Below are 26,169 nucleotides of genomic sequence, written 5' to 3'. Positions count from 1 at the left end.
TCGAAGCTCAGCTGAAAGACGGTCATGACACCTACCTGTGCCATCGCAACCCCGCATGCCCTGGCCACGGCCGCGGCCGACGCGGCGGTCCGCCGCGGCGGCAACGCGATCGACGCCGCGCTGGCCGCGGCGGTCACGCTCACCGTCGTCTACCCGCACAACACCGCTCTGGGGGGCGACCTGATCGCCCTCGTCAGGACGCCCGACGGGCGGATCGTCTGCGTCAACGCCAGCGGGCCCGCCCCCGCGGCGACGGACCCGGCCGCCGTCGCCGCGCGCCACGGCGGCCGGCTGCCGGTCTCCGGGCCCGACACGATCACCGTTCCCGGCGCGGTGGCCGGGTGGGCCGCACTGCACCGGGCCGGCGCGCGGCTGGACTGGGCCGGGCACTTCACCGCCGCCACGGCGCACGCGGCCGGCGTCGCCGTCGCCCCCGGCCTGGCCGCGGCCATCGCGGAGTGCTCCGGGCTGATAGCCGCCGACGCCGGCATGCGGGCCGTGTTCAGCCCGGGCGGCAGGCCGCTGACCGAGGGACAGACGCTCCGGCAGGAGGCGCTCGGCGCGACGCTGGCCGAGCTCGCCGCGGACGGCCCGGACACGATGTACGGCGGTCGGGTCGGCGCCCGGCTGACCGCGGGGCTGCGCGCGCTCGGCTCCCCGCTCACCCTCGCCGACCTGGCCTCCTACCGGGCGGAGCCGACCGCCCCGCTGTGCCGGACGTTCCGCGGGCACCAGGTGTACACCAGCCCGCCCAACACGCACGGATTCCTGCTGCTGCAGGCGCTGGGCGCGGTGGCCCGGCGCGACGACGGGCCCGACCCGCTCGGCGACGGCGCGGGACGACTGGCCCGGATCTTCCACCGGGGCATCCGCGACCGCGGCCGGCACCTGGGCGACCCCCGGTTCGCGCCCGTCGACGTCGACGCCCTGCTCGACCCCGGCCACCTGGACCGCGTCGAGGACGAGCCGGTGGCGCCCGCGGCCGGCGGGCGGGCCGGCGGCGACACCGTGGCCGTGGTGACCGCCGACACCGACGGGTACGCGGTCTCGCTGATCCAGAGCCTGTTCCACAGCTTCGGCTCCGGCGTGCTGGAGCCGTCCACCGGGATGCTGCTGCACAACCGGGGATCGTTCTTCTCCCTCGACCCCGGGTCGCCCAACCTGCTGGCGCCCGGCAAACGGCCCGCCCACACCCTGATGCCCGTCATGGTGACCGAGGGCGACCGGCTCGCCTGGGTTCTCGGCACCATGGGCGGCAAGGCCCAGCCGCAGATCCACACCCAGGTGCTGTTGCGGCTGCTCGCCGGCGCGAGCACGGCCGAGGCGGTGGCCGCGCCGCGCTGGGTGGTCGGCGGCATGGAGGTGGACGACCCCGAGGACACCGTCAGCGTCGAGGCCGACGCCCCCGCGCGGACGGTCGCGGCGCTGGCCGCCACCGGCGCGCCCATGGTCCGGCTTCCCGCCGGCTCCGAACTGGTCGGGCACGCCCAGGTCGTCGCGCTGACCAGGGACGGCGCCCCGTCCGCGGAGAGCGACCCCCGCAGCGACGGCGCCGCCGTCGTCACGCGAGGCCCCCTCCGCCACCCACAGTGACGGCGTGCCGTCGTCACGCCCACCACCCCCGGAGGCACACCCATGATGAACGCCGACCCCCGTTTCTCCTCCGACCGGTCCGATCGCGAGCTCGGCATGGACCGGCGCATCACCCGTCGCGACTTCCTGGACGGCATGGCGCTCGCCGTGGGCGCCACCGCCGCCGGCGGGCTGCTCGCCGGCACCGGCACCGCGCACGCGGCAGGACGGCCGGGCGACTACCCGCCCGCGCTGACAGGGCTGCGCGGAAGTCACGCCGGCTCGTTCGAGACCGCGCACGCCTTACGTGACGGCACGTTCGACGTCGGCGAGGTGCGCGACACCGGCGAGGAGTACGACCTCGTGGTGGTCGGCGCCGGCATCAGCGGCCTGTCCGCCGCCCACTTCTACCTCCGCGACGTCGACCCGCGGGCCAGGATCCTGATCATCGACCCGCACGACGACTTCGGCGGGCACGCCAAGCGCAACGAGTTCCGGGTCGGCGGGCGCACCCTGATCGGCTACGGGGGTTCGCAGTCGATCGACACGCCGAGCGCGTACCCGGAGGAGGCGAAGCGGCTCCTGCTCGACGTGGGCATCGAGGTCGACCGGTTCGAGACCTACTACGACCGGGAGTTCAACCAGCGGCACGGCCTGGTCAACCGGGCGACGTACTTCCTCAAGGAGACCTGGGGCCGCGACCACCTCGCCCTGCGCCGGCCCGGGATGACCAACGCGCAGCTCCTCGCCGACGCGCCGCTCGCCCCCGACGCCCGGCGGCAGCTCGCGGAGCTCCTCGACAGCCCACGCGACTGGCTGACCGGCCTCGATCAGGAACAGAAGCTGGCCGAGCTGCGCAAGCGCACGGTGATGCAGTTCATGGACGACTACGTCGGGCTCCTCCCCGACACGCGCAAGTACCTGATCAGGTCGATCGCCGGCGGGACCGGCCTGAACATGGACCAGTTCCCCGCCCTCGACGGCGCGGCCCGCGGCTACACCGGCGTGAACGGGCTCGGCCTCGACCGCTCCGGCGGCCCCTGGCCGGGCCTGGGCAAGACGAGCACCCGGTTCTGGGGGCACGACGACCCGTACATCCACCACTTCCCCGACGGGAACGCCGGGGTCGCCCGCGCGCTGGTGCGCCGCCTCGTGCCGGGGGCGATCCCCGGCGGGACGATGGAGGACCTCGTCACGGCGCGCTGCGACTACTCCAGGCTCGACCAGGGGCGCAACAGGGTCCGTATCCGCCTGAACAGCACGGCGGTGCGGGTGGCGCACCGCGGCCGCCCGGACCGGGCCAGGTGGATCGACGTGCTCTACGCCCGCGACGGCAAGGTGCACCGGGCGCGCGCCCGCAGCGTCGTGATGGCCTGCTGGAACGCGATGATCCCGTACATCGCGCCGGACTTCTCCCCCGAGCAGCGGGCCGCGGGTCGCGAGGCGGTGAAGTACCCCCTGCTGTACGTCAACATCGCGCTGACCAACTGGCGCGCCTGGCAGCGGCTCGGCGTGGCCAACATCGGCTTCCCGGCCGGGTTCTGGTCGAGCATGTCGCTGGACATGCCGGTCAGCATGGGGACGTACCGGTTCTCCAGCGGCCCGGACGAGCCGATCGTCGTCCATGCCGGCGCCTGCCTCACCCAGCCCGGCATGACCGCGCAGGCCGGCGCGAAGGCGGGCCGCGGCGAGCTGACCGGGATCTCCTTCAGGGACTTCGAACGCAGCCTGCGCGACTCGCTCGCCCGGGCGCTCGGCCCCTCTGGATTCGACCCCGCGAGCGACATCGCGGCAATCACCGTGAACCGGTGGGCGCACGGCTACGCCCGCTACTACCGGCTGCCGGCGGACGAGGCGTTCTGGCCGCAGGGCCCGACCCCGGCGGACATCCTGAGCGAGGGGGTCGGCCGGATCATGGTCTCCACCACCGACGCCGCCTACCACGGGTTCGTGGACGGCGCGATCGAGACGGCGTACCGGGCGGTGCACCGGATCGCCGAACGGCTCTAAGACGGCCCGTCTCGCGTGGCGGACGCCGGACCCGGCCACCGTATGACGCAGACTAGGCTTGATATGCACGTCAGCCGACCGACGAGAGAGACCATGAAGACCTTCGAAGAGCTGTTCGCCGAGCTGTCAGAGAAGGCCAGGACGAGACCCGCGGGCTCGGGCACCGTGGCCGCGCTCGACGCCGGCGTCCATGCCATCGGCAAGAAGGTCGTCGAGGAGGCCGCCGAGACCTGGATGGCGGCCGAGCACGAGTCAGACGACAGGGCCGCCGAGGAGATCTCGCAGCTCCTCTACCACGTCCAGGTGCTCATGATCGCCAAAGGCATCGGTCTCGACCAGGTCTACAAGCATCTCTAGGGCGCGCCGCGCCCGCCACCGCCGTAGCCCCCTGGAGAAGCACCATCGAGACATCGAGGACCTGACATGCTGCGTCTGGCAGTACCGAACAAGGGCGCGCTCAGCGAGAGCGCGCAGAGCATGCTGAAAGAGGCCGGCTACCGGTCGCGCAGGGACAGCAAGGAGCTCGTCGTGGTCGACGAGGCCAACGGCTGCGAGCTGTTCTTCCTGCGCCCGCGCGACATCGCCGTCTACGTCGGGGAGGGCACCCTCGACGCCGGCATCACCGGCCGCGACATGCTCATCGACTCCGGCGCCCCGGTCGAGGAGATCATGCCGCTCGGCTTCGGCGCCTCCACCTTCCGCCTGGCCGCCCGGGCGGGCGCGATGACGTCCGTCCAAGACCTCGACGGCCAGCGCATCGCCACCTCCTACGCCGGCCTGCTGGAGAAATACCTGTCCGACGAGGGCGTGGACGCGCGGGTGATCAAGCTCGACGGCGCCGTCGAGACCGCGATCCGGCTCGGCGTGGCCGACGCGGTGGCCGACGTCGTGGAGACCGGCACCACCCTGCGCAACGTGGGCCTGGAGGTGTTCGGCGACCCGATCATGCGCTCCGAGGCCGTGCTCATCAAGCAGCAGGGCGCGATCGACACGCCGGGCGTCGAGCAGCTCGTACGCCGCCTGCAGGGCGTCGTGACCGCCCGCGACTTCGTGATGATGGACTACGACATCCGTGCCGAGCGCATCGAGGAGGCCATCGCGCTCACGCCCGGCATGGAGGGCCCCACGGTCTCCCCGCTGCACCGCGAGGGCTGGGTGGCGGTGCGCGCGATGGTGCGGCGCAAGGGCCACCAGCAGGTGATGGACAAACTGTGGGACATCGGCGCAAGAGCCATTCTGGTCACCGACATCTACGCCTGCCGCCTCTGACATCTTCCCGCTAGGTCACCGCCATGCCGGGCATATCGCAGCCGTGCGTAACGAAACGGTTGCCTGGCGTGGTGAAGCCAGGCGGATCTGGATCATGCTCTCGACACGGGGCTGGTGAGCTGCGTGACCTGACCCCGCTCGTTCATCTCAGCCCCTCCATGATCCTGATCACGTGATCCACCTGATCGGGGCCGGTCACGATGCTCGTCCCGAAGCGCAGCAGAGAGGGGTTGTACGGCGTCGTGCTGGCCGCCACCTTCAGCGCGTGCAGCCGCTGCACGGCCTGGAACGGCTCCATGCCTGTGACCGAGCAGCACACCAGGCCCGCCGAGAGCTCGGGCGCCCGCGGGGTGGCCAGCGTGACGTGCGGCAGCTCGGCCAGGCCCGCCTTGAGCCGGGTGGCCAGCTCCTGTGTACGCCGCTCCACCCGGTCCTTGCCGATCGCCGTCATGAACGCGAACGCCTCCGGCATCGCCCATCGGTGCTCGAACGCCTTGTAGCCGCCGGGGGTGACCAGCTCGGCCGTGCTCGGCCCCGGCGCGGAGCCGCCGTGCCAGGCGGTGAACGCCGCCCCGCTGAAGCTCGGCACGATCGGCGCGATCGTGTCCCAGGCGCGGCCCCACACGATCCCGGTGCCGCGCGGGCCGAACAGCCACTTGTGCGTGCCGCTGGCCAGGAAGTCGCAGCCCAGGTCGGTGACGCCGTCGGCCAGCGCGCCGAAGCCGTGCACGCCGTCCACGCACAGCAGCGCCCGGTCGTGCTCGGCGCGGTCCTTGTTGGCCTCGGCCAGCATGTCGGCGATGGCTCGCACCGGCACCCGCACGCCCGTGCTCGAATGCACCCAGGTCACCGCCACCACCCTGGTGCGCGGCCCCAGCCCCTCCTTGATCGCCGAGACCATCCGGTCCACCGAGGCGGCGGCCGGGTCGTCGTACAGCCTGACCCTGCGGACCTTCGCGCCCGTGCGGGCGGCGAGCAGGCGCAGGCCCTCGTGGGTGGCCAGGAAGTCGTGCTCGGTGGTGAGCACGTCCTGGCCGGGGCGCAGCACGACGCCGGAGTAGAGCAGGCCCAGGCCCATCGTGGTGCTGTCGGTCAGCGCGACGTCGCCGGGCTCGCCGCCCAGGTAGCGGGCCGCGGCCTCGCGTACGGTCTGGTCGGGGTCGCCGCCGGGCGGGACGTACTCGGGGTCGGCGTCCAGGGCGTCGCGGTGCGTCCTGATCGCCTCGCGCACCGGCGCCGGCGCGGGGGCCAGCACGAACGCCGCGAACTGGCCGTAGGCGGGGTCGAGCGCGAACTGGGCGCGCACGGACGCCCAGTCGGCGGGGTCGAGGACCACCCCGTTGTTCCCGGGTGACGGGTTCGCGGGGGAGGGGCTCGCGGTGCACGCGGTCACCCCGGCGAGCATGCCCGCGCCCAGCAGGGTGCGTCTGTTCAGCGGCCGATCCATGCTCCCTTCCTATCCCGGCCGCGCCCGGCCGCCCAGCACGCGCGCCGGTCCGTTCAGTTCCTGAGCGAGGTGACCTGCCTGATCAGGTCGGAGACGCGGACGATGCCGAGGCAGCGGTTCAGCTCGTCGGTGACCACCAGGTCGTCGTAGACGCGGGCCGCGTCCCGGCCCGCCGCCTGCATGGCCGCGATCGCCGGGGTCGTGCGCGGGACCGTGCGGGGCGGGTCGGCCAGGCGCTGCGCCGGCTTCGAGCCGTGCAGGGCGTGGCCGTAGCGGGTCGCGAACGACAGCAGGAAGCGGCTGCGGTCGAGGCTGCCCTTGGGCCGCTGGAACTCGTCCACCAGGATCACGCTGGTGATCGTCGGCTCCTCCCCGAACGCCGCCACCGCCTCCTCCGCCTTGGCCTCCGCGGGCAGGGTCACCGCCGGGAGCAGCAGCTCCTGCACGCGCGGGCCGAGCATGGCCGAGGCCGCGGACTCGTCGGCGATCGGCAGCGGGACGCGTACCCGGCCGTCGGGGCCCGGGGCGAGCAGGGGGCCGTTCGCCAGACGGACGCCGAGGCCGCGGATCGTCGCCACCTGGGCCTCGTGCTCCACACCGGGAGCCATGACGTGCGCGCCGATGCCGCGGGCCAGCGTGGCCACCGCGCGTGCCACCGCCGCGGCCCGGTGGTCGCCCGGGATGCGCGCCACCAGCTCGGGGTGCAGGGCCACCAGGTACGGGGCGGTGTCGGTGACGATGTCCAGCGTGGGGCCCATGCTGCCGACGTCGGAGAAGCCGTACAGGTAGCCGATCGCGCGCAGGCCGTCCAGGGCCACCTTGAGCAGCGGGCGCTCGTGCTCCTGGCACGGTCCAGTGATGAGCAGGATGGCCTCCCGCGGATGGCGGCCCGCGCGTCTCAGCGCCTCGTGGAGCGGGGTCAGCGCGCCCGCGCCCGCCAGCACCACCCGGATCGGCAACTCCAGCACCATGGGAAGCGGCGCCGCCCGCAGGACGCCGCCCGGCTCCACGAAGGCGGGGTGTGCGATGACGGCCCCGGTGTCGAGATCCACGAGGGGACTGGCGAGCAGGGAGGGCACGTATCGAATCGTGCTCCTGCCACAGCGGCATCAGAAGCCCCGCGAAACAGAATTAACCGATATTTCGGTTGAGGTTCTCGAAAACCCCCACCACCAGGGCAGGGGTGGTGATCGGTTAGCCTCGGGGCATGAGCGGGCGGCCGGCGAAGGGTGGTGGGCGGTGGGTCTCCGTGCCGCCCGAGCGGGTGCATCCGTGGATCGACGGGTTCGCCGACCGGCACGGGCCCTTCTCCGCCGGCGGGGACGAGCGGGTGGTGCGGCTGGTGGCCGAGGACGGGGCGGTGGCCGAGTTGCACGTGCCGTTCCCGCCGATGACGCCGCCCGGGCCGCCGCACGTCACCCGGCTCGTCGCCCACGCGAACGCCGACCGGCGGATCGGGGTCTTCCTCGTCCGGCTCGGCGGCTACGCGGCGGGGGTGTTCCACGGGCCGGCGCTGGTGTCGTCCAAGGTGGGGTCGCGGCTGGTGCAGGGGCGTACGGCGGCCGGCGGGTGGTCGCAGCAGCGGTTCGCCAGACGCCGGCGCAACCAGGCGGACCGGGTGTTCGACGACGCCGTGGAGACGGCGGTGCGGGTGCTGACGCCGTACCTGGGGGAGCTGGACGGGGTGGTGCTCGGCGGGGATCGCCGTGCGGTGGACGCCCTGCGGCCCGACCGGCGGCTCGCGCCGCTGCTGGCGCTGGAGAAGGAGCCGTTCCTCGTGGTGCCCGACCCGAAGCACGCGGTGCTGCGCGACACCCCCGCCCAGTTCCGGGCCGTACGGGTGCGGGTCGTCGATCCGGAGTGAGCCGTCAGGCGAACGACTCCCGGTGCTCGCGCAGGAAGGCGCTCAGGGAGCGGGGCGGGCGGCCGGTCACCTCCTGGACCGCCGTCGTGGTCGTGGACCAGCGGCCGTCGCCGGTCTCCGCCATGAGGGCGGCCAGGTCGGCGGCCAGGGGATGGGGCGTGCCCTGGCGTTCCAGGTGGGCGGTCATCTCGGGGACGGGCAGGTCCACGTAGCGGAAGGGGCGGCCCAGCTCCCTGGTGAGTTCTTCGGCGATGCGGTCGTGGGAGAGCGCCTGCGGGCCGGTGAGGACGTGTTCGGCGTCCGGGCCCACCTGGCGGGTGAGCAGCGACGCGGCCACCTCGGCGATGTCCCGGGCGTCGACGTAGGAGACCGGGCCGGGGCCGTACGAGCCGTGCATGACGCCGTCGCGGAAGTCGTGCGGCAGGTTCTGCAGGAAGCCGCTCGGCTGGAGGATCGTCCACGGCACCCCCGACCTCCTGAGGTGGGCGTCGACCACGCCGTGCATGCCCGTGCCGAGTCTCCCGCCGGGCGCGGCGCCGCGTACGGACACGGCGACGATCTGGGCGACGCCCGCGCGGGCGGCCAGGTCGATGACGGCGCGGTGGGCGTCGGCGAAGCCGGGCCACAGTGCGCTGTTGAGGAACAGCCGGTCTCCCGGCGACAGCAGCGCGCCGATCGATTCGGGCCGTTCGAAGTCGGCCAGGGTGTACGGGCACCCCAGGTCGCCGGCGGGACGCCGGACGACGGCGAGCACCTCCGGCGGCGGCCGCCGGCCCCCGCGCAGCAGCCCGACGAGCGTGCGGCCGATGACGCCGGTCGCGCCGGTCACCACGATCACGCCTGCACCTCCATAAGTGGACGAAAATCTTCCGGTTGCCGCGGACGCTACACTAACCGGAAGCAAACCGTCCACTTAGGAGTCGTACGTGCGCGCGGACGCCAGGCGCAACCGGGACAAGATCGTCGAAGCGGCGGCCGAGATCGTCGCCGAACGCGGCGTCACCGTCCCCATGGAGCTGATCGCCAGGCGTGCCGGGGTCGGCGTCGGCACGCTCTACCGCCGTTTCCCCGACCGTGACGCGCTGATCACCGCCATCGGCGACCACTACGTGCGCACGATGGCCGGGATGGTCGACGTCATCTCCCAGGAGAGCGCCGACGCCTGGGACGCGATCGGGCGGTTCGTGGCCTGGGCCGCCGCGCCCGGCCGCGTCGCGCTGGCCTCCGCGCTCGCCGTGCTCCCGGAGGAGGCGACCACGGGCCGCGCCGAGTTCGCCGAGGCGCGCGAGGAGTGGGTGGAACGGCTCGGCGGGCTCGTCCGCCGCGCCCAGGCGGAGGGCGCGATGCGACCCGACGTCGGCGTCGAGGAGCTCATCCACCTCCTGGCCGTCTTCACCTGCCATCCGGACGGGCTGCCGGCGCCCGTGGCCGCCGACCTCGGACGGTACCTGCGGCTGATGCTCGACGGCATGAAGGCGGACACCGCCGTCCCGTCACCGGAGCCGACCCGTTGAGACGATTCAAAACAATCTTGAATGCGGCTATGATGAGCCGCGTTCCCGGTGGGCCGCATCGGAAGGCCTGCCCCCTAGCAGCGCGTTCCCGCACTTCTTCCGGCAGCACGGCCCCGTGAGGATCGATGGCGACCAGGAGCATCAAGGAGGTCGCGCAGCTGGCGCGCGTCTCCGTGGGCACGGTCAGCAACGTGCTCAACCGCCCCGAGATCGTCTCGCCCGCCACCCGCGAACGCGTCTTCGACGCCATCAGGGAGCTCGGCTTCGTCCGCAACGAGGTGGCCCGCCACCTGCGCGTCGGCCGCAGCCGCACGATCGGGCTCGTCGTGCTCGACGTCTCCAACCCGTTCTTCGTGGACGTCGCCCAGGGCGCCGAGTCGGTGGCCGACGAGCACGACACCATGGTGGTGCTCTGCAACAGCGCCGGCGACCCGGAGCGCGAGCGCCGCCACCTCGACCAGCTCGAGCAACACCGGGTGCTGGGCGTCCTCATCACCCCCGTCCAGCGGGACGACCCGTGGCCGGCCGAGATGGCCGAGCGGGGCACGCCCGTGGTGCTGGTCGACTGCCCGGCGACCGGGCCGCGCTGCTCGGTGGCGGTCGACGACCGGCTGGGCGGGCGGCTGGCCGGCGACCACCTCCTCGGCCGCGGGCATCGGCGCATCGTGTTCGCCGGCGGGCCGCCGTCCGTCCGGCAGGTGGCCGAGCGGCACGCGGGCGTGGCCGAGGCCGTCGCGGCCGGCGGCGGGGCGGCCGAGCTGCTCACCTACGCCGCGCCCGCCCTCACCGTGGCAGGGGGGCGGTCCATCGGGGAGCGGGTGGCCGCCCTGCCCGCCGGCGAGCGCCCCACCGCCGCCTTCTGCGCCAACGACATGATGGCGCTGGGGTTCCTGCAGGCCATGGCCGCTCACGGGCTGCGCGTCCCGGAGGACCTCGCCATCGTCGGCTACGACGACATCGACTTCGCGGCGGCGGCGGCCGTGCCGCTGTCGTCGGTCCGCCAGCCCCGCGAGCTCCTCGGGCGTACCGCCGTCGACCTGCTGCTCGACGAGGTGGCCGACCCCGGGCGGCACCGCCACCGGCAGGTCATCTTCCAGCCCGACCTGGTGGTCCGCGAGTCCAGCGCGCCGCACCGCACCCGCTGACCGCGCCGCCCGCTCCAAAAGCACCGCCCCGACCGCAGTCGAGTACGGAAATATACGGATTTAGCGTCATTGACTTTGAGTCGATTCAACACTACTTTCGCAACACCGGCCGCGGTTCATCCGTTCGTAACGAGCGGGGAACCCCGGGGTGACGCCCCCACCGCGTGTCCGCGCACACGCCGTCAGAAGGTGCTGCGGGATGAGCCATCCAGCCATGTCGATGAAGGTGCACGCGGTCTGCTCCGAGCTCTTCTGGGCGGCCAGGCTCAACCTGATGTGGCTCGTCTTCACCCTGCTCGGCGGGGTGGTGCTGGGGTTCGGCCCGGCCACGGTGGCCGCGTACGTGCTGGCCCGGCGGCACGCGCGCGGTGAATCGATTCACTGGCGCGACTACTGGACCGTCTACCGGAGGGAGTTCGTCCGCGCCTCGTTGCTGGTCCTGCCCGGGGCCCTGCCCGCGATCGTGCTGGCGGGCAACCTCTCCGCCCTCGACGCCGGCCCGCTGCGGGCCGCGACGTACGCCGCGCTGACCGTCCTGGCGGCGGCCGGCGTCTACCTCGGGCCGCTGTACGCGCACTACGAGCTGCCGCTGTGGAGCTACTTCCCGAAGGCGTCGCTCGTGGCCCTGACCAGGCCGGCCTCCACCGCGCTGTTGCTGTTCGCCCTGTCGGCCATCGCCTTCGTGACCGCGACGGTGCCCGTCCTCGCCCCGATCGTCAGCGTCGGCGCGTGGATCTGTCTGAACACGTGGCTCTGCCTGCGCTTCTTCGAGGAGAACGAGGCGCGGCTGCAAGCGAAAGGGAACCCATGAGCGCATCTCGCCGCCGGATCCTCGCCGGTGTGTTAACGCTAACGACCGCCCTCGCCCTGTCCGCCTGCTCGGACGTCGGCGGCGGGACGGAGGCGGACGGCGACACCCTGACCATGATGGTCCCGCTGTTCGGCACCGCCCCCGACCCGCAGGGCGAGATCCACCAGGCCGTCGAGAAGCTGACCGGCAAGAAGCTCAGCATCAGCTGGACGCCGAACGCGGAGTACAACGAGAAGGTCAACGTCGTGCTGGCCTCCGACTCGATCCCCGACGTCATGGTCATCCAGGACAACAAGGGCCCGTCGTTCGTCCAGGCGGCCAAGGCCGGGGCGTTCTGGGACCTGACCGACAAGCTCGACAAGTACCCGAACCTGAAGCCCAAGTCCGAGCAGGCCTGGATCAACTCCAAGACCGACGGCCGCAACTACGGCGTCTACCGGGTGCGCCCGCTGCTGCGCTCGGCCGTCGTGCTGCGCAAGGACTGGCTGGACAAGCTCGGCCTGGAGCCGCCCAAGACCACCGAGGACCTGTACGAGATCGCCAAGGCGTTCACCGAGCGCGATCCGGACGGCAACGGCGAGAAGGACACCTACGGCCTGATCCTGCCGAAGTGGCCGGGCACGAACTTCGCCGCCTCCAGCCCGTACAACGTGATCGACGTCTGGTTCGGCACGCCGAACAACGTGGGGATGCGCGACGGGAAGCTCGTGCCCGAGTTCGACGTGCCGGAGTTCTGGGAGGCGCAGAAGTACATCAAGCGCTTCATCGACGAGGGCCTGGTCAACCCCGACTGGGCGACGCTGGACACCGGCCGGTGGAACGACCCGTTCGTGCAGGGCAAGGGCGGCATCATCATCGACGTCAACGTCCGGGCGGGGGAGCTGTTCGACGAGTTCAAGGAGCTCGACCGCGAGACGTACCACGAGAAGGTCGCGATGGCCGGCAACCTGTCGCTGCCGGACGGGCGGAAGTTCTCCTACCCGTTCACCGGGTTCAACGGCATCGTGGCGATCTCCAAACAGCGCGTGCGCACCGAGGAGCAGCTCGACGACGTGTTGCGCACGCTGGACAGGCTGGCCGCCAAGGAGGGCGCGATCCTGCTGAACAACGGGATCGAGGGCCGCAACTTCCGGGTCGAGGACGGCTACGCCGTCAAGATCAACGATCAGGACCCGGCGGTCAAGGTGATCAACAACGACGTGGACTTCGCGTTCATCCAGCTCGGCATGACCTCCAGCGTCGGCGTGGCCGGTGACGCCTACGAGTGGATGCGGCCCAGCGAGGCGGAGAAGGAGTGGCTCGAGCAGCGCGACGAGCTGATGAACCTCGACCTGCAGACCGCCGTGCACGACCCCTCGCTGCCGGTCATCTCGCAGACCGCGGTGGAGCGGGGCGCCACGCTCAACCCGATCCCGACCGACGCCCGCGTCAAGTACCTGGCGGGTGAGCTCACCGAGGAGCAGTTCAGGGCCGAGATCAAGCGCTGGTACGACTCCGGCGGCACCCAGATCCTGGCCGAGCTGCAGGCCGGGATCGCGAAGATAGGCGGCTGAGCCGGCCCGACCGAGGGGCCCGGAGCGAGCCGGGCCCCTTTCCGCGAAAGGAGGCCGACAGTGGCCACCGATCTGGCGCCGCCGGCCACGAAGCCGGCTTCCCCCGGCGACCGGCCGGGCAGGGTGCCGATCCGCGCGGCGTTGCTGCGCTACCGCTGGCTGTACCTGATGCTCGTCCCCGGTCTGGTCTACTTCGCGCTGTTCAAGTACCTGCCGATGTACGGCCTGACCATCGCCTTCCAGGACTTCGTGCCGTTCCTCGGCTACTCCGGCAGCCCCTGGGTCGGCTTCAAGCACTTCGAGGACCTGTTCACCGGCCCGGACTTCGGCCGGCTGCTGTTCAACACGCTGTTCCTCGCGCTGCTGACGGCGGTCTTCGTCTTCCCCGCCCCGATCGTCGTGGCGCTGCTGCTGAACGAGCTGCGCGTCGCGGTCCTCAAGCGCTTCGTGCAGTCGCTCATCTACATCCCGCACTTCCTGTCGTGGACGATCGTCTTCTCGCTGACGTACCTGCTGTTCGCGGTGGACTTCGGGGTCGTCGCGGGCTGGATCCACGGCCTGACGGGCGGGCCCAGGGTCGACTACATGGCCCGGCCGGAGTGGTTCCGGCCGCTGGTGATCCTGCAGCTGCTGTGGAAGACGTCCGGCTGGGGCACGATCATCTACCTGGCGGCCCTGGCCGGCGTGGACCGCAACCTGTACGAGGCGGCCCGCATGGACGGCGCCGGCCGCTGGCGGCAGTTCTGGCACGTCACGCTGCCCGCCATCAGGCCCACGATCGTGGTCATGGCCATCCTGACCTCGGGCAACCTGCTCGACCAGAGCTTCGAGCAGATCTGGCTGCTCACCAACTCGCTGAACCGCTCGGTCGCGGACGTGTTCGACACCTTCGTCTACTACGTCGGCGTCCAGCAGGGCGGCTACAGCTACGCCACCGCCGTCGGCCTGTTCAAGGGCGTGGCCGGCGTCATCCTGATCTTCGGCTCCAACTGGCTGGCCAAGCGCCTCGGCCAGCGCGGACTGTTCTAGGGGAGCGCGCCGTGAGAACCACTGCCAAGCCTTCCGCGGTCAAGCACTACAGCTCCCCGGGCAGCCGGGTGTTCGACACCCTGAACGTCATCGTCCTCGGCGGCCTGGCGCTGATCACCGTCCTGCCGCTGCTCTATGTGCTGGCGGGGTCGTTCGCCACGGAGGGCGAGATCCGCGCGCGGCCGTTCTTCCTGTGGCCGGAGAACTTCGTCACCAGCACGTACGCGTTCATCTTCGCCAACGACACGCTGCTGCGGGCGATGATCACCACGGTCGTGGTGACGGCCGTCGGCACGGTGTTGCAGGTGACGCTGACGTTCACCATGGCCTATCCGTTGGCCAAGCGGTACCTGCCGGGCCGGACGCTGGTGCTCAACCTGGTGATCTTCACGCTCGTGTTCGGCGGCGGCATCGTGCCGACGTACCTGGTGGTGCGCGACCTCGGGCTGCTGGACAGCTACTGGGCGCTGATCCTGCCGCTGGCGATCAACCCGTTCTACCTGATCATCGTGAAGTCGTTCTTCCAGGAGCTGCCGCAGGCGCTGGAGGAGGCGGCGCGGATCGACGGCTGCAACGAGATGGGCGTCTTCCTCAAGATCGTCCTGCCGCTGTCGAAGCCGATCATCGCGACGTTCTCGCTGTTCTACGCGGTGGGGATCTGGAACGACTACATGTCGCCGCTGCTGTACATCAACGACAACCAGAAGTGGACCCTGCAGGTGCTCGTGCGCCAGCTCACCAGCCCCGACGCGGCCAACGCCATCGGCGCGCTGGACTCGGCGGCCTTCTTCCCCGCCCAGGGGCTCAAGTTCGCCGTCGTGGTGATCGCGACCCTGCCGATCCTGTGCTTCTACCCGTTCCTGCAGAAGCACTTCGCCAAGGGCGTGCTGATCGGAAGCGTGAAGGAGTGACCGCATGACCGTGCTGCGCTGGCTGGACCGGCCGGGAGAGCAGGGGGTGACCTGGGGGGTGCCGTGGACGCGCGGCCAGGTGCGGCCGGGCACGCCGTTCGCGCTGAGCGACGCCGCGGGCCGGGACGTGCCGGTGCAGAGCTGGGTGACCGCCACCTGGCCCGACGGCTCGGTCAAGTGGTCGGCGCACGCCGTGGGGGCCGGGCCCGCCGCGGAGTGGTACCGGCTGGAACCCGGGCGCGAGCCGGCCGTGCCGGGCACGCCCGTCACCGTCACCCGCGAGGACGGCGTGCTGCGGGTGGACACCGGCGTCGTCACCTGGACGATCGGCGGCCGGAGCACGCTGGCCCGCTCCATCGCGCGCGGCGGGCGCGAGATCGCCAGGGACGTCCGCCTGGTGAGCCTGCGCCAGCGCGAGCCCACCCCCGACGAGGGCGGAACCGTCGCCCGCGAGCAGGCGACCGGCCTGGTGGAGCGGGTCACGGTCGAGCAGGACGGCCCCGTGCGCGCCGTCGTCCGCCTGGAGGGCCGCCACGGCGACTGGCTGCCGTTCACGGTGCGCCTGTACTTCCACGCCGGCGCCGAGCACGTGCGGATCATGCACACCTTCGTCTGGGACGGCGACCCGGAGCGCGACTTCCTGGCCGGGCTCGGCCTGCGCGCCGACGTCGTCATGCGCGACGAGCTCCACGACCGGCACATCAGGCTGGCCGGCGGCCACGGCTTCCACACCGAGGCCGTGCGCGGGCTGACCGGCCTGCGCCGCGACCCCGGCCGGAGCGCCCGCCGCGCCCAGGTCGAGGGCAGGGCCGCCGGCGAGCTGCACCCGGACGTCGCGAGCCGGCTGCACCTGATCCCCGCCTGGAACGACCACACCCTCGACCAGGGCGGCGCCGACGGCTACACGCTGCGCAAACGCACCGGCGAGGGCCACGCCTGGGTGACCGCCCCGTCCGGCACCCGCTCGGCCGGCTACGGCTACGCCGGCGGGCCGAGCGGCGGCCTGGCCTTCGGGCTGCGCGACTTCTGGCGCCTGCACCCCACCCGCCTCGACGTCAGGAACGCAGCCACCGGCCTGGCCACGGTCACCGTCTGGCTCTGGTCGCCGTCGGCCCCCGCCATGGACGTGCGCTTCTACCACGACGGCCTGGGCCAGGACACCTTCGCCGAGCAGCTGGAGGGCCTGGAGATCACGTACGAGGACTACGAGCCCGGCTTCGGCGACGCCCGCGGCGTCGCGCGGACGCACGAGCTGGGCCTGCGCGCCCACGACGGCACGCCCGGCGCGGCCGAGCTGGCCGCGCACGCCGCCGCCCTGAACGAGCCCGGCCTGCTGACCTGCGCGCCCGAGCGGGTGCGCGCGGCGGGCGTGTTCGGCGTCTGGGGACTGCCCGACCGCTCCACCCCCGCCCACGCCGAGATCGAGGACCGCCTCGACTTCCTGTTCGACCTGTACGTCCGCGAACGCGAACAACGCCGCTGGTACGGCTTCTGGGACTACGGCGACGTCATGCACACCTACGACCCCGACCGGCACACCTGGCGCTACGACGTCGGCGGCTACGCCTGGGACAACTCCGAGCTCTCGCCCGACCTGTGGTTGTGGCTGCAGTACCTGCGCACCGGCCGGGCCGACGTCTTCCGCTTCGCCGAGGCCATGACCCGCCACACCGGCGAGGTCGACGTCCACCACCTCGGCCGCTGGAAGGGCCTCGGCAGCCGGCACAACGTGCAGCACTGGGGCTGCAGCTGCAAGCAGGTGCGCATCTCCAACGCCGCCTACCGGCGCTTCCACTACTACCTGACCGCCGACGAGCGCACCGGCGACCTCCTGGACGAGCTGAGCGCGCCCGAGGAGACGTTCCTGGCCGTCGACCCGCTGCGCAAGGTGCGCGAGGACGCCTACACCCCCGACCCGTCGGCCCTGTCGGTCGGCCTCGGCACCGACTGGGGCGCGCTCGCGGCGGCCTGGCTCACCCGCTGGGAGCGGCACGGCGACGAACGGGCCAGAGACCGGCTGCTCGGCACGATGGCCGACATCGGCGCGCTGCCGCACGGGTTCCTGACCGGCGAGGCCCGGCTCGACCTGGCCACCGGGCGCTTCGACACCGGGCGCGACGCCGTCTCCGTCTCGCACCTGTCGGCGCTGTTCGGGCTGCCGGAGATCTGCGCCGAACTGATCGCGCTCGACCTGGGCGTGCCCGGCTTCGAACGGGCCTGGCTCGACTACTGCCGCCTCTACCTCGCCCCGCCGGAGCGGCAGGAGGCCGAGCTGGGGCGGCGGCTGAGCGGGATCTCGCTGGTCCAGGCGCACAGCAGGCTCACCGCGTACGCTGCGGCGCGCACCGGCGACGCCGAGCAGGCCGCCGAGCTGGCCGCGTGGGCGTGGCGCAAGTTCTTCCTCGACGAGGGCGACCAGCTCAACAACAACCCGTTGCAGCGCGAGCCCGAGTGGCGCCTGACCCTGGTCGACGGGCCGCACGTGCCGCACCCCGTGCACGAGGCGCCGTTCGTCGGCACCAACGGCGCCGCGCAGTACGCCCTGGCCGCCGTTCACAACCTGGCCCTGATCGGCGGGCACCTGCCGCGACGTTAACCAGAGGTCGAGCCCGACCGTCGGCACCTACACTGATCGGTATGCCTACTCCCGATTGACCGGCGTCGCACGCCCAACCCTCGTTTCCTAGCTCGGGAGTGGTTCCGCCATCATGATCATCGCCAGTGACATCGAGCTGCGCGCCGGCGCGCGCCTGCTCATCGAGAAAGCCTCCTTCCGGGTCAACCCCGGTGACAAGATCGGGCTCGTCGGCCGCAACGGCGCCGGCAAGACCACCCTGACCAAGGTGCTGGCGGGCGAGGCCCTGCCCGCGGCCGGCACCGTGACCACCAGTGGCAGCATCGGCTACCTGCCGCAGGACCCGCGTACCGGCGACCTGCAGGTGCTGGCCCGCGACCGCATCCTGTCCGCGCGCGGCCTCGACCAGATCATCAAGGAGCTGCGCGAGGCCGAGCTCGGCATGTCCTCCGCCGACGAGCGCACGCGGGAGCGGGCCGTCAGGAAGTACGGCCGCCTCGAGGACCAGATGCACGTGCTCGGCGGGTACGCCGCCGAGTCGGAGGCCGCCTCGATCGCCTCCAGCCTGGGTCTGCCCGACCGGGTGCTCGGCCAGCCGTTGCAAACGCTTTCCGGCGGTCAGCGGCGCCGCGTGGAATTGGCACGAATTCTTTTCAGCGGAGCGGAAACTCTCCTTCTCGACGAGCCGACAAACCACCTCGATGCAGACTCAATCAGCTGGCTTCGCGATTTTTTGCGAAGTCATCAAGGTGGCTTGGTGATCATCAGCCACGACGTCGGGCTTCTTGAAGCGACGGTCAACAAGGTCCTGCACCTCGACGCCAACCGCTCCACGATCGACCACTACAACGTCGGCTGGAAGGCCTACCTCGCCCAGCGCGAGACCGACGAGAAGCGCCGCAAGCGCGAGCGCGCCAACGCCGAGAAGCAGGCCGGGGCGCTGCTGGCGCAGGCCGACAAGATGCGGGCCAAGGCCACCAAGGCCAAGGCGGCCCAGGACATGATGCGCCGGGCGCACCGCCTGCTGTCCTCGACGGAGGAGGAGCGCCAGAGCGACAAGGTGGCGCGGCTGCGCTTCCCCGACCCCCAGCCGTGCGGGCGCACCCCGCTGATGGCGCAGGGACTGTCGAAGTCGTACGGCTCGCTGGAGGTCTTCACCGACGTCGACGTGGCCATCGACCGAGGTCACAGGGTCGTCATCCTCGGCCTGAACGGCGCCGGCAAGACCACGCTGCTGCGCCTGCTGGGCGGCCTGGAGAAGCCCGACACCGGCGAGATCAGGCCCGGCCACGGCCTGAAGGTCGGCTACTACGCCCAGGAGCACGAGACCCTCGACGCCGACCGCACCCTGCTGGAGAACATGCGCTCGGCCGGCGGCACGTTCACCGACACCGAGCTGCGCAAGGTGCTGGGCTCGTTCCTGTTCTCCGGGGACGACGTCGACAAGCCCGCCGGGGTGCTCTCCGGCGGCGAGAAGACCCGCCTCGCGCTCGCCATGCTGGTGCTCTCCAGCGCGAATGTGCTGCTTCTCGACGAGCCCACGAACAACCTCGATCCCGTCAGCCGCGAGCAGGTTCTCAACGCGCTGAGGTCGTATTCAGGAGCAATCGTCCTGGTCACACATGACGAGGGTGCCGTTGACGCCCTGTCACCGGATAGGGTGATCTTGCTACCGGACGGAACTGAAGACGCATGGAGCGCCGAATTTTCCGATCTTGTGGCACTTGCCTGATCTTAATTTGAGTGGGTACGGATCTTTTCCCGTGGAGTAGGTAGCCGATCCCGCTGAAATGACTGATCATGGCGGAGTAACGCTGCGGAAGTCCGGCACTACAGGAGGTACTCGTGGCCGAGACACTGAAGAAGGGCACCCGGGTCACCGGGGCCGACCGGGAGAAACTGGCCGGCGATCTGAAGAAGCGCTACGCCGCGGGTGAGAGCATCCGCGCCCTGGCCGCTTCCACCGGTCGGTCCTACGGGTTCATCCACCGCATCCTGAGCGAGTCCGGTGTGACTCTGCGCGGGCGCGGCGGGGCGACCCGAGGCAAGTCCAAGCGCTGACGGCCGCCTCGGAACGTGCGACCGCAGCCGCTCGTCCCCAGTCAGCCGACGTCGCGCCCGGGCCAGAACGATATTCTGTAGGCTCGGGCGCGACGGTCAGCACTCCGACGACAGGGAGCGGGCGATGGCGGAAGCGCAGGCGCGACAGCGTGGGGGGTACGCGGAGGACGTCTCCGCCGAAAGGCTGGCGGAGATAGGGCTCCGCTTCGAGGTGGACGGTGAGATAGCGACGATCACGCTGGACCGGCCGGAAAAGCGCAACGCGCAGACGTTCGCGACATGGTCGGCACTGGCTCGCATCGGCGAGAACCTGCCCGAGCAGGTGCGCGTCGTCGTCGTGAAAGGTGAGGGACCGTCCTTCTCGGCAGGGATCGACCTGCGGATGTTCACACCCGAGGGGGTGCCCGGACAGGGCTCGTTCAGTTCGGCGGCCACAAGCGGCGACTCGGACATCGCGCAGAGTGTGAGCAAGGCCCAGGCGGGGTTCCTGTGGCTGCGCCGCCCGGAGATCGTTTCCATCGCCGCAGTGCAGGGGCACGCGATCGGTGCGGGGTTCCAGCTCGCGCTCTCCTGTGATCTGCGGATCGTGGCCGACGACGTCAAGTTCTGCATGAAAGAGCCCGCACTGGGCCTGGTGCCCGACCTGACGGGGACCAAGCCCCTGGTGGAGCTGGTCGGCCTGGCCAAGGCGATCGACATCTGCCTTACCGCCAGGACCGTGCACGCCGACGAGGCCATGCGCATCGGCCTCGCCGAGAAAGTGGTCGCCGGGAGCGACCTGGAACAAGCCGTACGCGACAAGGTCGCCGAACTGCTGGCGACCAACCGCGACGCGGCGATCGCGACCAAGCGACTCCTCCAGGGCGCGCAGGGCCGTTCCCTGGAGGAGCAGTGCGCGGCCGAGGGCAGGGAGCAGGCCGCGCGCCTCAAGGCGCTCTTCGGAGGCTGAACCGATCAAAGGCCCGTTCGAAGGGCTCATTACGGGGAGCCGGGTTTGGAGGCCGGTTTCGCGGTGAGCGGACGGGGGAATCTTCGGGCGTTCACCGCGCGCTGTCGTGGCTGAGGCCCCGGCTGCGCGACTCCGGGGGAGGAAAGGGGATCCCCCGCATGGCGATGATGGGAGGGGGCTTCGGCCCCCAGGTGATGGCGTCGCTGCGGCGCGACGAGTCGGTGACGAAGCAGCGGCTGCGCCCCGGCACCGTGCGGCGCATCGCGCGCTACGCCCGGCCGCACTCCCGGCAGATCGCCGCGTTCCTGGTGCTCGTCGTGGCGGGGGCGTTCATCGTGATCGCCAACCCGCTGCTGATGAAGGCGATCATCGACGAGGGCATCCTGCCGCGGGACACCGGCGTGGTCGTCTGGCTGGCCGTCGCGATCGGCGTGCTGGCGCTCGTCGACGCCGGGCTGACGCTCGTGCAGCGGTGGTTCTCCGCCCGCATCGGCGAGGGCCTGATCTACGACCTGCGCACCGAGGTCTTCGACCACGTGCAGCGCATGCCGGTCGCGTTCTTCATGCGCGCCCAGACCGGCGCGCTGGTCAGCCGGCTCAACACCGACGTGATCGGCGCCCAGCGCGCCCTCACCAGCACGCTGTCGTCCGTCGTGTCCAACGTGGTCAGCCTGGTCCTCGTGCTGGGCGCGATGCTGGCGCTGTCGTGGCAGGTGACGCTCGTCGCGCTCGTGCTGCTGCCGATCTTCGTCGTGCCGGCGAAATACGTCGGCCGCCGCATGTCCGTGCTGACCCGCGAGCAGATGCAGCTCGACGCCGAGATGAGCTCGGTCACCACCGAGCGGTTCAACGTGGCCGGCGCGACGGTCGCCAAGCTCTACGGCCGCCCGGAGGACGACGCCGCGGTGTACGGCGGCCGGGCGGCCAGGGTGCGCGACGTCGGCGTGACCGTCGCGATGTACGGCACGGTCTTCCGGGTCGCGCTCGGCCTGGTCGCCGCCCTGGCCACCGCCCTGGTGTACGGCATCGGCGGCGTCCTCTCGGTCTCCGGCGCCTTCGAGCTCGGCACTCTCGTGGCCCTCGCCGCGCTGCTCATGCGGCTCTACGGGCCGCTCACGTCGCTGTCCAACGTGCACGTCGACGTGATGACCGCCCTGGTGAGCTTCGACCGCGTCTTCGAGATCATCGACCTCGAGCCCATGGTGGCCGAGAAGCCCGGGGCCGTGCCGGTGCCGGCCGGCCCGGTGACGATCGAGTTCGACGACGTGCACTTCCGCTACCCGGCCGCCGGCGAGGTGTCGCTGGCCTCGCTGGAGTCGGTCGCCAGGCAGGACACCGGCCCGTCCCAGCCCGTGCTCAAGGGCGTGTCGTTCACGGCCGCGCCGGGGCAGCTCATCGCCCTCGTCGGTCACTCCGGCGCGGGCAAGACCACCATCACCTCCCTGGTGTCGCGGCTCTACGACGTCGACGAGGGCGCGGTGCGGATCAACGGGCTCGACGTGCGCGAGGCCACGCTCGGCTCGCTGCGCGACACCGTGGGCGTGGTCATGCAGGACGCTCATCTCTTCCACGACACGATCGCGGCCAACCTCCGCTATGCCAGACCGGGGGCCACCGACGAGGAGATCTGGGAGGCTCTCAGGGCCGCGCAGATAGGTGAGCTGGTCGAGAGCCTGCCCGACGGGCTCGAGACCGTGGTCGGCGAGCGCGGCTACCGCCTGTCCGGCGGCGAGAAGCAGCGCCTGGCGCTGGCCCGGCTGCTGCTGAAGGCGCCGCGCGTGGTCGTGCTCGACGAGGCCACCGCCCACCTCGACTCCGAGTCGGAGGCGGCGGTACAGGTCGCGCTGAAGACGGCGCTGCAGGGCCGCACGTCGCTCGTCATCGCCCACCGGCTGTCGACGATCAGGGAGGCCGACGAGATCCTCGTCGTCCACGACGGACGCGTCGCCGAGCGCGGCCGGCACGACGAACTGCTGGCGCGCGGCGGCCTGTACGCCGAGCTCTACCGCACCCAGTTCAAGGACTCCGGTAGCCCAGCCGCTTGAGCTCCTCCCTGGCCACCTTCTCCACCAGCGCCAGGTCCTCGCCCCTGAGCCGGGTGCGCCAGGCGCCCACCTGGGGCACCGCGGCGTCGTACAGCACGGCCTTGGCGACCCTGGTCTCCAGGAACTCGCCGAGCGCCGAGGCCGTCTGCGGGGGCTTGCGCACGAGGTCCTCGTACCGGACGGTCATGAGCTGGCCGGCGGGCAGGGCGCGGCGCAGCTCGGCGCTCAGGCGCACGGCGCTGCGCCAGCGCAGGGCGCTCTTCCCCGCCGCCGGCATGACCTTCCACCGGTCGAGGTGCTCGTCCTTGTTGAGGCCGAGGAAGGCGTTGGGGAACTCGGTCTGCTCGGTCAGCATCGCGGGCCTGAACCAGGCCAGGCACGCCGGGTCGGCCAGCATGTCGGCGACCACGTCGCGGCCGTCGCGGATGAGCTGGACGAACCGGGCGTCGGGGAAGGCCCGCAGCAGCACGGGAGCGCTGTAGAGCAGGTCGGGGCTGCCGTCGCCGAAGCGCGTGACCTCGGCGGTGGACACGCACGGCCCGCTGCCCGTGACGCCGCCCGCCTCCCGGCACGCCGGCGCGCACGCGCCGCACGACCCCGGCAGCACCTGCCACGACTCGGCGAGCGCGTCGCGCAGCACACGGACGGCGCCGGAGGTCTGGGCGATGGACGGCTTGCGGGCGAAGGCGTACACCACGTGGGCCACGCACGAGCGGCCCATCGTCACGTGGAAGCCGGGGGAGCGCTTGAGCGCGCGCGCGAGCAGGTCCGTGCCGGAATGCGGAGCTCCGAGCAGGAAGACCGGCCGGCGGACCTTGATGCCGTTGACCACGAGGATGTGGGGCGGAAGTCGCATACGTCAGGTAAGTGTGACACCGTTTGCCAGGTGAACGAGCCAACGCCAGTGTCGGTGCTCACGGGAGCGGGCATCTCCACCGATTCCGGCATCCCCGACTACCGGGGGCCGCAGGGCGTGTGGACGAAGAACCCGCAGGCGGCGGTGAACGCGACCATCGACCGCTACCTGGCCGACCCCGAGGTCCGGCGCGCCGCGTGGCGGACCCGGCTCGGCCACCCCGCCTGGGAGGCCCGTCCGAACGCCGCCCACCGCGCCCTGGTCGACCTGGAGCGCGCGGGCCTGCTGCGCGCCCTCATCACCCAGAACATCGACGAGCTGCACCAGCGCGCCGGGTCGGCGCCGGAGAAGGTCATCGAGCTGCACGGCACGATGCACCGCGCCGAGTGCCTGTCGTGCGACCTCATCACGCCCATGAGCGAGGTGCTGGCCCGGGTGGCCGCCGGCGAGGACGACCCGCCCTGCCCGCGCTGCGGCGGCATCCAGAAGTCCAACACGATCTCCTTCGGCCAGGAGCTCAGGCCCGAGGTGATCGACGCGGCGGTCGAGGCCGCCCGCTCGTGCGAGCTGTTCGTCGCGGTCGGCACCTCGCTGACCGTCCACCCCGCCGCGGGGCTCTGCGGCGTGGCGCTCGACGCGGGCGCCACCCTGGTGATCGTGAACGCCGAGCCCACGCCCTACGATCCCTTCGCCGGCCGGGTCGTCCGCGAGCCGATCGGCCAGGCCCTGCCCGCGCTCGTCAAGGAGCTGATCGATGCAGCAAGGTGACACCGTCGCCGTCGTCTCACCGTCGGGACCCGCCGACGCCGCCATGCTGGAGCGCGGCGTCGAACGCCTGGAGGGCCTCGGCTACAAGGTCGTCGTGGGCGCGCACGCGCTCGACCGGCAGGAGTTCGCCTACCTCGCGGGCGACGACGCCGCCCGCGCCGCCGACCTGCAGGCCGCCTGGTGCGACCCGTCCGTCTCCGCGGTGTTCTGCGCCCGCGGCGGCTACGGCGCGGGCCGGCTGCTCGGCCTGCTCGACTGGGACGCCCTGCGGGCGGCCGGCCCCAAGGTGCTGCTCGGCTCGAGCGACATCACGGCGCTGCACAACGCGTTCGCCGTCGAGCTGGGCGTGCCGACGCTGCACGGGCCGATGGTCGCCTGCGACGCCATCGCCGCCGAGGACGGGCCCGAGCCGCGCACGTGGCAGAGCCTGCGCGCGGCGCTGTCCGGCGAGCCCGTCCGGGTGGCCGGCGACCGGGTGCTCGCCCGCGGCCGCGCCGAAGGCGTGCTGAGCGGCGGTAACCTGTCGCTGCTGGCCTCGATGTGCGGCACGCGCTGGCAGCCCTCGTTCGCGGGCCGGATCGCCTTCCTGGAGGACATCGGGGAGGAGCCGTACCGGATCGACCGGATGCTGACCCAGCTGCTGCACGCGGGCGCGTTCGACGGGGTGCGGGGGATCGCGCTCGGGTCGTGGGTGCAGTGCGGGGACCCGTACGCGGTGCTGGTCGAGCGGCTGGGGCCGCTCGGGGTGCCGATCCTGGCCGGGTTGCCGGTGGGGCACGAGTCACCCCAGATGAGCGTGTGGCTGGGGACGCTTGGTGTTATCGATACCGAATCGTGCTCGCTGACCGGTTCGAACCGCGATGGGGAGCAGGCAAGGTAAGAGGGACGAATCCGACAGAAAGGGACACGGCGCGTGAGTTGGTTTCGACGTGACCGCGAGCCCTCCCGCCGGCCGGTCGAGGACGTCGACCTCGACTCGCTGCTGGCGCTCGTCGCGGAGTCCCTCGGGTACACCTTCGAGTTCGCCCGCGACGGCGCCTCGCTGACGCTGCGGGGGAGGCCGGACGGCGATCTGGTCGTCAAGCTGACCGGGTTGCGGCGCGAGGCCGGGCGCAGGGCCAGGGAAGACTGGCCCATGCTGGTCTCCGAGCACCTGTCGCACGCCCTGGCCACCGCGGCCGACCGCGTCGACGTGTGCGACCTGGAGCAGGCCCGGCCGCTGATGCGCACCCGCGTCGAGGCCGTGGACGAGGTGGCCGACCTGACCCGTGTCGTCGGCCGCCACCTCAATGCCGACCTGGTGGAGCTGCTCACCGTCGGCGGGCGCGTCGTGCGCCCCGAGGAGGCCGGCTGCTGGCCGCTCGCGACCGCGCAGGCGCTCGACCTGGCCGTCGCCAACGTCCGCGCCGAACGGCTGCGCACGGAGTCGATCGTGTTGTCGGGCACCCCGGTCACGCGGCTCACCGCCGAGCGGCCGTCGGCCGCCACGCACCTGCGCTGGCTGGCCGACTACCTGGCCGTGCCGGACGACGGCGCCCTCGTCGTGCTGCCCGACCCGTACACGCTGCTGCTGCACCCCGTCGACGGCATCGGCGTCGTGCGGGCCATCGAGCGGCTGCGGGTGCACGCCGCCCGGACCGACGGGCTCAGCCCGCAGGTCTACTGGTGGCACGGGGGGCGGCTGACCCTCATCAAGGCCGAGATCGTCACCCGCGAGGGCCAGACCCGGCTCGTGGTGGCGCCGCCCCCCGAGTTCGCCAGGGTGCTGGCCCGCCTGGCCGTGTAGCTCC

At 71.9% G+C, this 26,169-nt stretch carries 23 protein-coding genes; 19 read left to right on the top strand and 4 right to left on the bottom strand.

What is annotated here, in order from left to right:
* Window positions 1-24 precede the first annotated feature (24 nt).
* From C1J01_RS05495 to hisG, 4 genes are all read left to right on the top strand, one after another.
* Entirely contained in the window at window positions 25-1,593 is a 1,569-nt protein-coding gene (locus C1J01_RS05495) for a gamma-glutamyltransferase family protein (protein WP_111176680.1), read from the top strand.
* A 42-nt stretch (window positions 1,594-1,635) separates the two neighbouring features.
* Window positions 1,636-3,582 carry an NAD(P)-binding protein gene (locus C1J01_RS05490; RefSeq protein ID WP_111176678.1) on the top strand — a complete coding sequence of 649 codons (1,947 nt, stop codon included), beginning with the start codon at window positions 1,636-1,638 and terminating at the stop codon, window positions 3,580-3,582.
* Window positions 3,583-3,675: 93 nt separating this feature from the next.
* The gene (locus C1J01_RS05485) at window positions 3,676-3,939 is read left to right on the top strand and encodes a phosphoribosyl-ATP diphosphatase (protein WP_111176676.1); all 264 of its coding nucleotides are present in this window, start codon (window positions 3,676-3,678) and stop codon (window positions 3,937-3,939) included.
* A 66-nt stretch (window positions 3,940-4,005) separates the two neighbouring features.
* Window positions 4,006-4,851, top strand: a complete 846-nt coding sequence (gene hisG, locus C1J01_RS05480) for an ATP phosphoribosyltransferase (protein ID WP_111176674.1) — start codon at window positions 4,006-4,008, stop codon at window positions 4,849-4,851.
* Between the two features lie 142 nt (window positions 4,852-4,993).
* Here the strand turns inward: hisG and C1J01_RS05475 are convergent, their stop codons facing one another.
* Both C1J01_RS05475 and C1J01_RS05470 read right to left on the bottom strand, forming a co-directional pair.
* Window positions 4,994-6,298 carry an aminotransferase class V-fold PLP-dependent enzyme gene (locus C1J01_RS05475; RefSeq protein ID WP_111176672.1) on the bottom strand — a complete coding sequence of 435 codons (1,305 nt, stop codon included), beginning with the start codon at window positions 6,296-6,298 and terminating at the stop codon, window positions 4,994-4,996.
* 53 nt (window positions 6,299-6,351) lie between these two features.
* A complete protein-coding gene (locus C1J01_RS05470; RefSeq protein WP_111176670.1) occupies window positions 6,352-7,377 on the bottom strand; it encodes an EAL domain-containing protein in 1,026 nt (341 codons plus the stop codon).
* Window positions 7,378-7,505: 128 nt separating this feature from the next.
* Here C1J01_RS05470 and C1J01_RS05465 point away from each other — a divergent pair, with 128 nt between their 5' ends.
* Window positions 7,506-8,162: an acVLRF1 family peptidyl-tRNA hydrolase gene (locus C1J01_RS05465; RefSeq protein ID WP_111176668.1), complete on the top strand. Its 657-nt coding sequence runs from the start codon at window positions 7,506-7,508 to the stop codon at window positions 8,160-8,162.
* Window positions 8,163-8,166: 4 nt separating this feature from the next.
* Here C1J01_RS05465 and C1J01_RS05460 read toward each other — a convergent pair whose 3' ends face one another.
* Window positions 8,167-9,000, bottom strand: coding sequence for an NAD(P)H-binding protein (locus C1J01_RS05460; RefSeq protein ID WP_111176666.1), 834 nt, complete (start codon window positions 8,998-9,000; stop codon window positions 8,167-8,169).
* A gap of 88 nt (window positions 9,001-9,088) precedes the next feature.
* Between C1J01_RS05460 and C1J01_RS05455 the strand changes: the two genes are divergently transcribed.
* The 11 genes from C1J01_RS05455 to C1J01_RS05405 all read left to right on the top strand — a co-directional run bounded on the left by C1J01_RS05455 (window position 9,089) and on the right by C1J01_RS05405 (window position 22,755).
* Entirely contained in the window at window positions 9,089-9,676 is a 588-nt protein-coding gene (locus C1J01_RS05455; RefSeq protein WP_111176664.1) for a TetR/AcrR family transcriptional regulator, read from the top strand.
* A 125-nt stretch (window positions 9,677-9,801) separates the two neighbouring features.
* A complete protein-coding gene (locus C1J01_RS05450; RefSeq protein WP_111176662.1) occupies window positions 9,802-10,821 on the top strand; it encodes a LacI family DNA-binding transcriptional regulator in 1,020 nt (339 codons plus the stop codon).
* Window positions 10,822-11,020: 199 nt separating this feature from the next.
* Window positions 11,021-11,632: a YesL family protein gene (locus C1J01_RS05445; RefSeq protein ID WP_235854271.1), complete on the top strand. Its 612-nt coding sequence runs from the start codon at window positions 11,021-11,023 to the stop codon at window positions 11,630-11,632.
* 29 nt (window positions 11,633-11,661) lie between these two features.
* Window positions 11,662-13,185, top strand: a complete 1,524-nt coding sequence (locus tag C1J01_RS05440) for an extracellular solute-binding protein (RefSeq protein WP_235854270.1) — start codon at window positions 11,662-11,664, stop codon at window positions 13,183-13,185.
* A 60-nt stretch (window positions 13,186-13,245) separates the two neighbouring features.
* Window positions 13,246-14,214 carry an ABC transporter permease gene (locus C1J01_RS05435; protein ID WP_235854269.1) on the top strand — a complete coding sequence of 323 codons (969 nt, stop codon included), beginning with the start codon at window positions 13,246-13,248 and terminating at the stop codon, window positions 14,212-14,214.
* A gap of 11 nt (window positions 14,215-14,225) precedes the next feature.
* Window positions 14,226-15,125 (top strand): carbohydrate ABC transporter permease, encoded by a 900-nt coding sequence (locus C1J01_RS05430; protein WP_111176658.1) that lies wholly within the window; start codon window positions 14,226-14,228, stop codon window positions 15,123-15,125.
* A 4-nt stretch (window positions 15,126-15,129) separates the two neighbouring features.
* Window positions 15,130-17,721: an exo-rhamnogalacturonan lyase family protein gene (locus tag C1J01_RS05425; RefSeq protein WP_111176656.1), complete on the top strand. Its 2,592-nt coding sequence runs from the start codon at window positions 15,130-15,132 to the stop codon at window positions 17,719-17,721.
* A gap of 112 nt (window positions 17,722-17,833) precedes the next feature.
* The gene (locus tag C1J01_RS05420; protein WP_111176654.1) at window positions 17,834-19,432 is read left to right on the top strand and encodes an ABC-F family ATP-binding cassette domain-containing protein; all 1,599 of its coding nucleotides are present in this window, start codon (window positions 17,834-17,836) and stop codon (window positions 19,430-19,432) included.
* Window positions 19,433-19,545: 113 nt separating this feature from the next.
* Complete coding sequence (locus tag C1J01_RS05415) at window positions 19,546-19,761, top strand: helix-turn-helix domain-containing protein (RefSeq protein ID WP_020547488.1); 216 nt, start codon at window positions 19,546-19,548, stop codon at window positions 19,759-19,761.
* A 124-nt stretch (window positions 19,762-19,885) separates the two neighbouring features.
* Window positions 19,886-20,710 (top strand): enoyl-CoA hydratase/isomerase family protein, encoded by an 825-nt coding sequence (locus tag C1J01_RS05410; RefSeq protein ID WP_111176652.1) that lies wholly within the window; start codon window positions 19,886-19,888, stop codon window positions 20,708-20,710.
* A 158-nt stretch (window positions 20,711-20,868) separates the two neighbouring features.
* Window positions 20,869-22,755, top strand: a complete 1,887-nt coding sequence (locus C1J01_RS05405; RefSeq protein ID WP_111176650.1) for an ABC transporter ATP-binding protein — start codon at window positions 20,869-20,871, stop codon at window positions 22,753-22,755.
* Here C1J01_RS05405 and C1J01_RS05400 read toward each other — a convergent pair.
* Complete coding sequence (locus tag C1J01_RS05400; protein WP_111176648.1) at window positions 22,727-23,611, bottom strand: sulfotransferase family protein; 885 nt, start codon at window positions 23,609-23,611, stop codon at window positions 22,727-22,729. The genes C1J01_RS05405 and C1J01_RS05400 overlap by 29 nt on opposite strands.
* A 30-nt stretch (window positions 23,612-23,641) precedes the next feature.
* Between C1J01_RS05400 and C1J01_RS05395 the strand changes: the two genes are divergently transcribed.
* The 3 genes from C1J01_RS05395 to C1J01_RS05385 are packed head-to-tail and all read left to right on the top strand — an operon-like array spanning window position 23,642 to window position 26,165.
* Complete coding sequence (locus tag C1J01_RS05395) at window positions 23,642-24,379, top strand: SIR2 family NAD-dependent protein deacylase (RefSeq protein ID WP_235854268.1); 738 nt, start codon at window positions 23,642-23,644, stop codon at window positions 24,377-24,379.
* Window positions 24,366-25,259, top strand: a complete 894-nt coding sequence (locus C1J01_RS05390; RefSeq protein ID WP_111176646.1) for a S66 peptidase family protein — start codon at window positions 24,366-24,368, stop codon at window positions 25,257-25,259. Before C1J01_RS05395 ends, C1J01_RS05390 begins: the two co-directional genes overlap by 14 nt.
* A gap of 33 nt (window positions 25,260-25,292) precedes the next feature.
* Complete coding sequence (locus tag C1J01_RS05385; protein WP_111176644.1) at window positions 25,293-26,165, top strand: hypothetical protein; 873 nt, start codon at window positions 25,293-25,295, stop codon at window positions 26,163-26,165.
* Window positions 26,166-26,169: the final 4 nt, after the last annotated feature.

Origin of the sequence: Nonomuraea aridisoli (assembly GCF_003236395.1) — a bacterium.
In the GTDB taxonomy this organism is placed as follows: domain Bacteria; phylum Actinomycetota; class Actinomycetes; order Streptosporangiales; family Streptosporangiaceae; genus Nonomuraea; species Nonomuraea aridisoli.
This window is presented reverse-complemented; position numbering and strand designations above follow the sequence as displayed.